Origin of the sequence: Chamaesiphon sp. (assembly GCF_041738855.1) — a bacterium.
Lineage (GTDB): Bacteria > Cyanobacteriota > Cyanobacteriia > Cyanobacteriales > Chamaesiphonaceae > Chamaesiphon.
On sequence record NZ_JBGSPA010000154.1, the window covers coordinates 42,413 to 54,091 of the forward strand.

General features: G+C 44.1%; 11 protein-coding genes. 9 read left to right on the top strand and 2 right to left on the bottom strand.

Annotated elements, in window-relative coordinates:
* The first annotated feature begins 55 nt into the window (after nucleotides 1-55).
* The 4 genes from ACEW9I_RS16110 to ACEW9I_RS16125 all read left to right on the top strand — a co-directional run bounded on the left by ACEW9I_RS16110 (nucleotide 56) and on the right by ACEW9I_RS16125 (nucleotide 3,899).
* Nucleotides 56-817: a peptidylprolyl isomerase gene (locus ACEW9I_RS16110; protein WP_373541346.1), complete on the top strand. Its 762-nt coding sequence runs from the start codon at nucleotides 56-58 to the stop codon at nucleotides 815-817.
* Between the two features lie 404 nt (nucleotides 818-1,221).
* Complete coding sequence (locus ACEW9I_RS16115) at nucleotides 1,222-2,199, top strand: FkbM family methyltransferase (protein ID WP_373541347.1); 978 nt, start codon at nucleotides 1,222-1,224, stop codon at nucleotides 2,197-2,199.
* A gap of 78 nt (nucleotides 2,200-2,277) precedes the next feature.
* Nucleotides 2,278-3,093 carry an ABC transporter permease gene (locus tag ACEW9I_RS16120; protein WP_373541348.1) on the top strand — a complete coding sequence of 272 codons (816 nt, stop codon included), beginning with the start codon at nucleotides 2,278-2,280 and terminating at the stop codon, nucleotides 3,091-3,093.
* A gap of 68 nt (nucleotides 3,094-3,161) precedes the next feature.
* Nucleotides 3,162-3,899 (top strand): ABC transporter ATP-binding protein, encoded by a 738-nt coding sequence (locus ACEW9I_RS16125; protein WP_373541349.1) that lies wholly within the window; start codon nucleotides 3,162-3,164, stop codon nucleotides 3,897-3,899.
* Between the two features lie 193 nt (nucleotides 3,900-4,092).
* On the opposite strand, the gene ACEW9I_RS16130 is transcribed toward ACEW9I_RS16125, so the two are convergent.
* Nucleotides 4,093-4,491, bottom strand: coding sequence for a hypothetical protein (locus ACEW9I_RS16130; RefSeq protein WP_373541350.1), 399 nt, complete (start codon nucleotides 4,489-4,491; stop codon nucleotides 4,093-4,095).
* A 316-nt stretch (nucleotides 4,492-4,807) separates the two neighbouring features.
* Between ACEW9I_RS16130 and ACEW9I_RS16135 the strand changes: the two genes are divergently transcribed.
* The 5 genes from ACEW9I_RS16135 (at nucleotide 4,808) to ACEW9I_RS16155 (ending at nucleotide 11,055) form a co-directional block, all read left to right on the top strand.
* Nucleotides 4,808-5,833, top strand: coding sequence for a zinc-binding dehydrogenase (locus tag ACEW9I_RS16135; protein WP_373541351.1), 1,026 nt, complete (start codon nucleotides 4,808-4,810; stop codon nucleotides 5,831-5,833).
* A 398-nt stretch (nucleotides 5,834-6,231) separates the two neighbouring features.
* Entirely contained in the window at nucleotides 6,232-6,648 is a 417-nt protein-coding gene (gene mutT, locus ACEW9I_RS16140) for an 8-oxo-dGTP diphosphatase MutT (protein ID WP_373541352.1), read from the top strand.
* A 157-nt stretch (nucleotides 6,649-6,805) separates the two neighbouring features.
* A complete protein-coding gene (locus ACEW9I_RS16145) occupies nucleotides 6,806-7,756 on the top strand; it encodes an ABC transporter ATP-binding protein (RefSeq protein ID WP_373541353.1) in 951 nt (316 codons plus the stop codon).
* A 33-nt stretch (nucleotides 7,757-7,789) separates the two neighbouring features.
* Complete coding sequence (locus ACEW9I_RS16150; protein WP_373541354.1) at nucleotides 7,790-9,337, top strand: hypothetical protein; 1,548 nt, start codon at nucleotides 7,790-7,792, stop codon at nucleotides 9,335-9,337.
* Nucleotides 9,338-9,393: 56 nt separating this feature from the next.
* Nucleotides 9,394-11,055 (top strand): hypothetical protein, encoded by a 1,662-nt coding sequence (locus tag ACEW9I_RS16155; RefSeq protein WP_373541355.1) that lies wholly within the window; start codon nucleotides 9,394-9,396, stop codon nucleotides 11,053-11,055.
* A 52-nt stretch (nucleotides 11,056-11,107) separates the two neighbouring features.
* Here the strand turns inward: ACEW9I_RS16155 and ACEW9I_RS16160 are convergent, their stop codons facing one another.
* A complete protein-coding gene (locus ACEW9I_RS16160; RefSeq protein ID WP_373541356.1) occupies nucleotides 11,108-11,272 on the bottom strand; it encodes a ribbon-helix-helix protein, CopG family in 165 nt (54 codons plus the stop codon).
* Between the last annotated feature and the right edge of the window lie 407 nt (nucleotides 11,273-11,679).

Genomic DNA, 11,679 nt, shown 5'->3' on the forward strand with positions numbered 1-11,679 from the left:
ATTGCGCTACTCCTTTAACATTAGGATAAATGTAAACCCGCTAGATCCCAATATTGTGACGGAAACTATTAAAGACACGATCGATCTAAATTCTCCGTTGGCAAGACTATGCCAAAATAGAATCTCTGGGGAGGAGGTAGTCGGACTCTTGCAGAAATACGGCATAATCTCGCAATTGCAGCGGGAACTAATTGTTGATAACGTGATAAAATCGATCGAGCTTACCGCTGAAGAAGTTCTTGGTGGCTACAAAGCTTTTTATCAACAGCATCAGATTAATTCAGATGAGGATCGAGCTGATTGGCTGGAGTGCAATCACGTTACCTTACCTCAATTTGAACATTTTGTGCTCAGAACACTCAAGCTCGATCGCTTCAAACGAGAAACCTTTGCGAGTAAAGTTGATTCTTACTTTCTAGAGCGCAAAAATCAACTCGATCGAGCGAGTTATACAGTCTTGGGAGTTAAAAGCTTTCATCTTGCTCAAGAGCTATTTCTTCAGGTTCAAGATGGAGAAGCAGATTTGTCAGATTTAATAAAGCAATATTCTGGAGGAGAAGCAGACGAAACTAATGGCTTGAGAGGACCTCATGAATTGTCCATTCCACACCCGATTTTAGCGACTCAGTTGCGATCGCTAAAACCAGGACAATTAGCTCCTCCATTGCAGATTGCAAAGTGGTTTATAGTTGTCAGATTAGAAAAATATTTCCCAGTTCAACTAGACGAAAAAACGCGGATGAGGTTAATCGATGAGCTATACGAATCCATGATTCATAGACAGTTGCATCAGTCGATCGAGGAATTAAAAATTTGAGGGGAAATTAATTTGTTCGAACTATAATTTTACTATTTACCATATTTTAAATTGTAGGATATCGAATCTAATTTAATAGAGGATAAAAATTAAAAATGTTTCCAACTAGCGATCGAAACTGGTTAGAAGTTGCTGAGTTAATTCAAGCTCATCTTCAAGATAATGACAAAATAGTTGCGCCAATTGAATTTAAGTATTTGACAAACAATTGTTTCGATTGTTTGCGAATTGACAGGTCAGCTAATTTTCAGTGGTTTGTATTACACAAGGGATGGCTAGACAAGCTCGATAATATTCTGATTCAAAGAGTATTAAGTGAAATGAATCCAGTTCACGGAAACTCAGTATTTATTACTTTTTCTACTCACCAAAATTTACCAGCTATCGATCGCGATAATGTCCACTTGACAGCTTTGCTAGCACAAATAAATATTCAAGAAGTATCAGATCGACAGTCAGAGCCTGTTGATAAATTGAAAGCTGTCTTGACAAGATTAGAGGATATCGATCGGTTAATCAAGACTGAAAAAAACATATTTTATGATATCCGAGAGATTGGGTACTTGAGTAGAAGCGTGGTCGAATTGTCATGTCGCAAGGCTTTTCAATCCTCTTACGTAGGAGCTGATACACTTTTATGTCGGGTTTTAACTAAGTATTTTTGCTATGTCGATGCTACCGATATCAGCTTAACCCCCCACTTGTTGTTAAATGGCTATTGGGAAATATGGATCGCACAGCTATTAGCACGAACTATCGAACCTGGCTGGAATTGTATTGATATCGGTGCAAATTGTGGATACTATACGCTACTGATGGCGGATTTAGTCGGAAATTCCGGTCGAGTTCTGGCGATCGAACCCAACCAAAAATTAGCAAGCTTAGTAGATCGATCGGTTCGAGTCAACGGGTTTAAGTCTTATGTTGAAATTAGCGATAAAGCTGCATCCAGTCGAGCAGGCGAAGCCATTCAACTTTGTGTACCTAATGGACTTTTAGGCGATTCTACAATTCATTATCCAGACCAATCAAATTTACAAAATCCATCCTCTCAATATTTCCCAGTCATCACAACAACAATAGATGAATTAGTACATGATTGGAGCCATGTCAATTTTATTAAAATTGATGCTGAAGGTGCCGAATGGTTAATTTGGCAGGGTATGCAAGAAACTCTATCAAAAAATCTCAAATTGACCATAATTTTAGAGTTTGCTAACTATCGTCTTACATACTACGATCCACGAAAATTTTTGCTAGAAATAGTAAATGCCGGATTTTCACTTAACTATGTAAATGATGAATCAATGATTAGATCGATAACATTCGATGAATGTTTAGCAAACAAAGACGGATTTCTAGATTTAGTCTTAATCCGTTGATAATAAATTATCTTCGAATCGTTTATTGTTATTTCTATCGCATAATACTATTTTGACATCTAAACAACTTCTATTTATATGACCAAATCACTCGCGATCGACTCTAGATTATCTGCTACAAAGCGGTATATAGAACTAGTCTATGTCCTAGCCAAACGTGAAGTTAAAGTGCGGTATCGTGGCTCTTTTTTAGGAGTATATTGGTCGCTATTCAATCCTTTGATGATGACTGGGTTGTATGCGATTATTTTTGGTGCTGCTTTTAAAAAGTATTATCATGAATCGCTGTGGGAATATATGTTAGCCGCATTCACTGGATTAACAGTAATCCAGTTTTACAATGCTTCCACGTCGCAGGCATTAGTGAGTATAGTTAGTAATGATTCATTACTAAACAAAGTTAAATTACCAATTAGTATTTTCCCCGTCTCAACTATTGTTGCCAATACATTTCAACTATTAATTGGGATGTTGCCATTATTGGTTATCGTCAGTGTTTTTCTATCACCTAATCCGTCAAGCTTTATCAATATTATCGCGATTCCTATCCCATTATTGGGATTAATTCTGATATCTACCGGAATCGGATTTTTAACTAGTTCTCTGTTCGTATTTTTTCGAGATTTACCTTTTTTATATGAACTGGTACAGTTTGTGATCCTGATGGGTAGTCCAACTTTCTATCCAGCCGAGATTGTCGATCCAAAAATTCGCCCATTCCTAACACTAAACCCACTCTATCCCGTAATAGAGAGCTTACGGCAAATTGTCTTGTCGGGCAATCCACCAGATCTAACTTTGATGATTAGATCGTTGTTGAGTGGGATTATCATTTTGGGAATAGGTTGGGTTTGTTTCACCTGGCTTCGTCCAAAATTTATGGATCTTTTGTAAAAATTTCGCTTGTCGGCTAGTATTTAGCCTATTATTAAAATCCAGAGTCACTCACTATATTTAGGTAGATGGAAGTTATTAGTTTCGATCGCGTGTCGCTATGGCGGCGTACTCAGGAAGAGTTTTCTTATGATATCAAACAAACTATTTTTTCGATTGTTTCTGGTAAATATCGAGTACCTGCTAAAAAACTAGTAATTGATGATGTCAATCTTACGATTAATGCTGGAGAAAAGATTGGAATTATTGGTGGAAATGGAGCTGGTAAATCAACCTTGCTCAAATTAGTTTCTGGCATCCTCGAACCGACAATCGGTAAAGTAAGAGTCAATGGAAATATTGCACCATTAATTGAATTAGGTGCAGGATTTGATGGTAATATTTCCGTCTGCGATAATATTATTATGTATGGCGTTCTGCTGGGATTTTCGCGGCAGGAAATGCAAGAACGTACGCCAATGATTTTAAATTTTGCTGAGTTAAATGATTATGCCCTAGTACCAGTCAAAGGCTTGTCTTCAGGGATGGTGGCGCGGTTGGGTTTTGCGATCGCGACAGATGTTCAGCCAGATATTTTGATTCTTGATGAAGTTCTATCTGTTGGCGACCAGAACTTCAAAAACAAATGTCAGCATCGAATCGATAAATTTCTCAATGGTGATACTACTGTGTTAGTTGTTTCTCACGATCTGGATTTTATTGGTGCTTCCTGCGATAAAGTAATTTGGCTCGAACGTGGTCGGATCGAATTTATTGGTAGTGGTAAGGAAGCAGTAGCTCGTTATCTCAATGCAGTCACAGTCTGAGTGAGTCAGAGCTGGAGATCGCTGATATCTCCCATATAACTATAATTTAACTACTATGATGCCACTAATTATAAGTGCAAATAGTCTGAAATTTGACTAACTCGAACTTAATCAGCTCGATCGAATCATTGTTAGAAACTCCCTCAATCCACACGATCCGACGAGCGGCAACTCAAGCGATATCGCTCCAATTTTAGCTCAACTGCCGATCGCGCACGATCGGTGCTTTGACTGGCTTCCGCTCTGGTTTTGGTTCAAAAACGATCGGACAAGACCAATCCACATCCCACCACTTACAGTGTTGGATCGGATCGTTGGGGTCGGGAATCAATCCTAGCAAATCCTCACGCACTGTGTCTAAAAATGCCCCTGTACCTACATCCATAAAAACTGTATTTAACAGTTTGAAATGTTGCTTGATCTTGATTTTAGTCCCATCTGCGGTATGGTATACCCTACTTTCAAAAAATTTGTTGACCCTACCGCCAGCTCTAGACCATTGATTGGTACTACCAGACTTGACCCACTGGACGGTACCATTTGCGAAATAAACTATTACTAATTTAGGATCTTCGACTTTTCTTTCGTTCATAATCACATTACTTAGCGAGAAATTGGCGATGACGATCGGTTATTTAGTGCGATCTACTCAGCTCGATCGGTCACTACGCCAATAGTCATCAACCTACAACACCATATTATATACTGTCGTTCCTAGTGCGAAAAGTTAATTCTGAGCCTAACTAACTATTTGTACGGGGTAATGTGAGAAACCCAGGATTGGTAGTAGTAGCTCTCAATCCTCGCTCGGCGATGGTGATTGTTGCCGTTGACTGGTAGTGGATCTTCGATGGCAAAGTTTCCTATACTGGAGTGGCTCTCAAGCAACTATTGTAACTGGTGATTTTGTGCTAGCAGCTCTCCTGTACGGTCGAGAAGATCTCCGCCTCGAAACGCTCGATCCCCCCTCACCTGCGGCGGGTGAAGTCGTCATCGAGGTCACCGCCGCCACTACTTGCGGCACCGACCTCAAGGTCTGGCGGCAGGGTGGACATGCCAAAATGCTCAAGCCACCAACTAGATTTGGACACGAAGCAGCGGGGAAGATTGTCGCCATCGGCGCGGGAATAACCGATTGGAGCATTGGCGATCGCGTAGTCGCCAATAACTCTGCACCCTGCATGAATTGCTTTTTTTGTCAACATCAGGAGTATTCCCTCTGTCCCAATTTAACTTGGAACAATGGCACTTTCGCTCAGTATCTGAGCATTCCCGCCCCGATCGTCCAGCACAATCTGCTCCCCATCCCCGCCGATCTCGATGCCGAGCTGGCGTCGATGACTGAACCTCTAGCTTGTGTCCTGCATGGGATCGCGCGGAGCAATTTTACGCCTGATTCTAGAGTAGTCGTAATTGGTGACGGGGCGATCGGGTTGATGTTTGTCGCGGTGATGGCAAGTCAATGTCGCTCGGTGTGGCTATGTGGTGGTAACGATCGCCGTCTAGCAATCGGCGCAAAATTGGGAGCCGAGCGCACCTGGAATTATCATCAGTTGGATCTGCCCAGCACCGTTAGGGGTTTAACCCAGGGATGGGGTGCCGATATCATCATTGAAGCGACAGGCGTACCCAGTGTCTGGGAAACCGCGATCGCTTGCGGTCGTCCGGGTGCGACCATTAATCTGTTTGGCGGGTGTCCCAAGGATACGCATATTAGTGTCAATACCGACAGGCTTCACTATAGCGAACTCACCCTCAAGGGAGTCTTCCACAACACGCCCCAGCACGTCCGTGCGGCTCTAGCACTGCTGGCAAGTAAGCAAATCCCGTTTGAGCTATTAATTAGCGATCGTCGTCCCCTGACCGATCTCGCCCAAACTTTCGAGGATATGAAAAATCGTGAGGTAATTAAGGTGGCAATGATGCCAAATTAAATTAATTGATAATTAACTGTTAACGTATAGCAACCGCCACAGCTGAGGACATGACAACGACTGGAAGTCGTCGCTCATGGTGCAAAGTCTGCCTCCGCAGACTAAAAGGCAGAGTGTCTTAACTGTCTTGGCTATTGCTGTAAATGGTGCTGTGAGGTGAATAGATGGCTACTCCCTTCCCACTCAAGAAATAGACATCCACCATTCACCCTAGATGTATAGCAACCGCCAAGGCGGTTAGGACAGCACAGCGATTAAAATCGCCGCTAGTGCTGCAAAGTCCGCCTACGCGGACTGAGATCTAGAGTGTCTTAACCGATTTGGCGACTGCTGTATAATTTGACACAGGGAAGGGAGTAGTAATCAAGAGCCAAAATTATTAGGATCGATAACTCCAAATGGTAAATTTAACGCTACCTCGAAAACAGATTGGGATCGCAGTCATCTGGAACCCGTCGGGACAAGTATTAATCGCCAAGCGCAAGGCTAGTGGGACGATGGGAGGACTATGGGAATTTCCTGGCGGGAAAATCGAACCAGGCGAAACGGCAGCTGAGTGCATCATCCGTGAGGTTCGGGAAGAACTCGCGATCGCCGTTGCTGTGGGCGCGCATCTGATTTCGATCGAGCATACCTACCCTACCTTCCACTTGAGTGCGATCGTCCATCATTGTCAGCACATTGACGGTATTCCCCAACCGATCGAGTCTGACGAGATTCGCTGGGTGGAAGTTAGCGATTTAGACAAATATCAGTTTCCAGCCGCCAATTATGCCATCATTGAGGCAATTTTGCAGTCGCGCACAAATATCTAACTCGCGCTCGATTCGCCAACTGTGAGGCTACACAACGACATTTCTGGAATCGCTAATTGCAACGTTGTATGAACTAAAAGTAGAGTTTTCAGCTTGAGCCAGATTATTTTGGTTTGACTGGGTACAATCGAAACAATACGGCACTGGTAATAAAGCGATGGCGACAGAATTAGCAATCCGCACCGAAGATTTGACCAAGCAATTCGATCGCCATATCGCCGTACATGGCGTAGACCTGGCGGTGGAAGCTGGCGAAGTCTATGGCTTGATCGGCCCCAATGGTGCAGGTAAGACGACCCTGATGCGGATGCTAGCCACTGCGGAGGAGCCAACACTCGGTGAGATCTATATCAATGGCGAACGACTGTTGCGCGATCGTAGCAATGCCAATCTCAAGCGATTATTGGGCTATCTCCCTGACGATTTCCCTTTATATGATGACCTGACGGTTTGGGATTATCTCGACTATTTTGCCCGACTATACAAATTGACATCCGATCGGCGTCAGCGACGGTTGTATGATGTCCTGGAGTTGGTACAACTGAGTACCAAGCGCAATAGTAAGATTGCCACTTTATCGAGAGGGATGAAACAGCGATTGAGTCTGGCGCGGACGATTATTCACGAGCCGATTTTACTACTGTTGGATGAACCTGTATCGGGATTAGATCCGATCGCGCGGATGCAGTTTCGACAGATTATCAAGACGCTCCAGGAAGCAGGGATGACGATCTTGATCTCCTCTCATGTGTTGAGTGATTTAGCCGAACTCTGTACGTCGGTAGGGATTATGGAGTTAGGATTTTTGGTCGAAAGTTGTCGGCTTCAAGATCTGTATCAACGCCTAAGTCGCCAACAAATTTTGATTAGTACATTGGGCGATCCTGAAGTGCTCAAACGAGAGCTGAAATCAAATAGTCTAGCTACAGATATTGAAATTTTGGTTGGTACCAATCAAGTCAGAGTTGGCTTTTCTGGGACAGAAGAGGATGCAGCAGACTTATTACGATCGCTGATTCACGCGCAGTTACCGATTACCAACTTTCAATGTACGCAAGAGGATCTAGAAACTATCTTCTTGAAGTTAGGACACCAACAAGCCTCCTAGATCTATTAATATTCGCTACTTGAAGTGAGAGTTATGTTAGACAAATCGGTCGATCTGATTGGTGACTGGAATCCCCAGTTATTCAAGGAGCTAAAAAGCAGGATTACTATTGCTCAGACGATCGCTACGCTCTTGGGATCTGTTTTAATGCAAGTAGCGATCGCGATCTATTTCGGTCTGACCGAAACTTCAGCTCCTAGTCAGCTCATTGATGCTGTGAATTTTATCAATTGGCTCATCCCGATTGTTTTAATATTAGGTAGTATTTATACCTTAGTTGCCGATCTCGATCGCGAACATCGCCAAGGCACATTAGATTTTATTCGACTCACCCCACAATCGGCTCGAAGTATCTATCTTGGTAAAATACTAGGAGTACCTAGCTCGACTTATCTGGGTATTTTAGCAACTATACCGCTACATCTGCTGCTGGGGATAAATGCTGGTTACAGCTTACCGGAGATGTTGGGTTGGTATGGGGCGATCGGGATGACGACCTATTTTTGTTTAAGTTTGGCGACTCTTTACACATTATCTGGCGGCAGATCGGCAATTCTCACAACCCTACTTTGTTGGCTACCTGTTCAAGGCTTAATTAGTGCTTATAATTATTACTTAGCGCAGGCGATCGCGAATCGAGTGCAGGATGATAGTGGCAAACCATTATTATCCTGGTTCTATCTACCGATCGTTGGCAATAGTACTTTCCCATTCAACTGCTTTATTATTTGCACATTGGCGGCGATTTGTTACTGGCTGTGGATAAAGATCGATCGCAGCTATATCAATTCAGCTAGCACGTCATTTACCAAAGAACATAGCTACCTGATGAACATTCAAGTTCAGATTTGGCTCTTGGGTTTTGCTCTACCGATCGCGACAGGAATCGATCGCCATAACTTAATTGGATTCTACATCTTAATTGCTGTATTCGCTAGTATTAGTGCGCTGTGGATACTGACACTAGTGCCATTAATATTACCAGCTCGACAGAGTACCTATGAGTGGAATCGCGATGTTCGCGAACATATCAGTTACGAAGATCGTCATTGGTGGCAACAGGATCTAGTTCGAGACCTCATCTGGCACGATCGCAGTCCGATTGTAGTAGCAATCCTCCTCAATTTAGCGATCGCAGCTACAGTTTGGGGATTGTGTTTCAGTATATTTATTGAAGATCGACAGTTGTTATTGAGATCGATTTGCGGCATCATCATTGTCAGTCTTTTAACACTGATCTATACCACAGTTGTCCAGACGATCGGGCTGCGCTCGTCAGCAAGCAAGCCCCAACCGATCTCATTGATTGTGCTGATGTCTTGCTTGCCATTGCTGTCGATCTTGATGGCTACAATTAGTGAAGATTTCCGCAACTTGAGCCTGAACTTACTGCTATTCTCGCCACTATCATGGGCAGGTATTTGGTACTTGTCGCTCCCAAATATCGGGATGATGATACTTGGGCAAATCTGGATCTTAGTGGGAGCAACCAAAATGCTGCAACGCAGGTTGCACAAGTTGGTAAGTGTGGCTCCGCAACCGAGTCAGCACCAACTGGCAGTAGGGAGGACAAATATATGAGGTGAATGCCTGTAATTTCAACCAGACTAACTATTAATATTTAAGTGAGATTAATCATGATCCTAAACAGACTAATCGATCGAGCGGGTGACTCGAACCCCCAGATATTTCGAGAACTCAAAGAACGCCTAACACTGCGGAACATCGGGATTGCGATCGCCACTGCTGTATTGCTGCAAGGACTCGTCCTCCTCTATTTCAACGGACAAATTCCCATACCTGTATATGACGAGCCGTCGAGTCCTGGTGCTTCAATCCAAAAACTGCGAGAAACACACAATACCTATTGTATGTTTCCGCGTCTCAGCGGCGATCGCTACGACGATCTGTGCAAGCTAGCCGATCCTGGCAATTTTGTGATTAACTGGCAAAAATGGTGGTCGCATGTATTTGCCGCGATCAGCTGGATTTTACCCCTGGGACTGATTTTAGGCTCGGTTTATTTACTAGTTGCCGATTTAGTCCAAGAAGAAAAGCGCGGTACTCTCAACTTTATCCGGCTCAGTCCCCAATCAGCACGCCAAATTTTTATCGGCAAAATTTTTGGTGTACCGATTATGGTGTATCTAGCCGCTGCACTAATGGTGCCGCTACATGTAGGTGTAGGACTTACCGCTGGTGGTAATTTACCATTAATTGCTAGCTGGTACGCGGCGATCGGCGCGTTGTGGTTCTTGCTCTCTAGTGCTGCGGTATTGTATGTGCTGCTCGGTGGTATTCAAGCGATCCTGACAGTCATCGTCGTTGGATACCCGATCTGTCTACCCTTAGCAGCCATCAATGTCTTTACCTTAGCAACCATCGATCGGGAAAAATGGTTGAACGCCAGCGATCCCGATTTTTCTTGGTTTGGATTGCCAATCGCTAGCAATGCGATCGGATTTAATGCTTTTAGCATTGGCTGTTGTTTAGTCATCAGCTACTGGGTATGGCAAGCTTTGGAGCGTCGCTATCTCAACCCCACCGCCACCACCATCGGCAAATCTCAAAGCTATCTGATGAATCTCTGCCTCCAGGTAGGAATTGCCGGATTTGCGATCCCGCTGGCTCTCCGCTCCAACTATTACAAAGAGGGGGGAGTTGTGGGGCTAGCAGTCATGGATGCACTCGTCTTAGCACTATTGATTCCGATGCTATTGCCAACCAAACAAGCATTGCAAGATTGGAGTCGCCATCGTCGCGAACGTGTCACTCATCAGCAGCGATTTTGGAAACGGGAGTTATACCAAGATCTAATCCACAACGATAAGAGTCCTGCACTACTAGCGATCGCGATTAATATCGGGATGGCGATGGTATTGTGGCTCCCGTTGGCTGCGATCTCATGCCCCTCTGACCGTTATGGCATCAGATTCTTGGCTAGCGTGTGTCTGGCTGCTAGCCTGATGTTAATCTACGCCGCGATCGCCCATCTAGGTCTATTCCTCAATGTCCGCAAGCGCAATGTCTGGATTCTGGCGATCGTCGCTGGCGTCATCACCCTCCCATTGGTTGGTGCTTTTATCCTCTCTCCCCATCAATCGCCGACTGGACTGGCAGCGATTATGCTGTTATTCTCGCCGTTTGCCGCGCTCGGGATGATGCAACTCAGTGGCGGCACGATCTTGGCAACATTCGCCGCACAGTTGGTAGTGTTTGCAGCTCTCACTCGTCAATTACAACGAAAAATACAGATTGCTGGACAATCATCAACCACAAAGTTATTGACTCAGACTTGATATTTGAGCACATCGAATCTATTTACCCAGTTGCTGCCAGCCGCTGGGTTTTTTAGCGATCGGTCAGATCTTCATCCTTGGGCTTACTTTTTGCCTTGCGGATCAGTTGGGCGATCGTGCGTGACAAAGAGAGTCCAGACTCCGCCGCGAGCTTTTCCAACTTCTCCCGCTCGATCGGATCGAGGGAAACATTCAAGCGATTTTTTTTTGTGCTCACAGCGCAAAAGTGGTGTAACTATGGTACCCATTGTCCGAGTTAGAAGCTGGACAGGGTAGGAATATTAACGTTTGTGACAAAGATGAGGGAAAAACAGATAAGAGTTCGCGTACCATTGTATAAACTTAACTTAATAGGTAATACTAGTTACTGGTGACTCTTACAGATGCTAACTGGCAAAAATGAGTCAGCCTCTCATATTAATACGAGAGTTTTCCCAAAATCGTTAAGCTATGTTACGTAATTTGTGCGCGACAGCAGCCGAAAAATTGGACACCAAAACTATTAAACGCATCCAGGATTAAATATATGTTAGACGGATTCTCCAAGGTTGTCGCCCAAGCAGACGCACAAGGTCAATACCTCAGCACCGGACAATTAGACGCACTCGCGGCCATGGTCGCCGA

Coding starts and splice junctions, on each gene's coding strand:
- ACEW9I_RS16150 (WP_373541354.1), top strand. CDS start 7,790: ATGTTAGACAAATCGGTCGATCTGATTGGTGACTGGAATCCCCAGTTA.
- ACEW9I_RS16125 (WP_373541349.1), top strand. CDS start 3,162: ATGGAAGTTATTAGTTTCGATCGCGTGTCGCTATGGCGGCGTACTCAG.
- ACEW9I_RS16145 (WP_373541353.1), top strand. CDS start 6,806: ATGGCGACAGAATTAGCAATCCGCACCGAAGATTTGACCAAGCAATTC.
- ACEW9I_RS16155 (WP_373541355.1), top strand. CDS start 9,394: ATGATCCTAAACAGACTAATCGATCGAGCGGGTGACTCGAACCCCCAG.
- mutT (WP_373541352.1), top strand. CDS start 6,232: ATGGTAAATTTAACGCTACCTCGAAAACAGATTGGGATCGCAGTCATC.
- ACEW9I_RS16120 (WP_373541348.1), top strand. CDS start 2,278: ATGACCAAATCACTCGCGATCGACTCTAGATTATCTGCTACAAAGCGG.
- ACEW9I_RS16130 (WP_373541350.1), bottom strand. CDS start 4,491: ATGAACGAAAGAAAAGTCGAAGATCCTAAATTAGTAATAGTTTATTTC.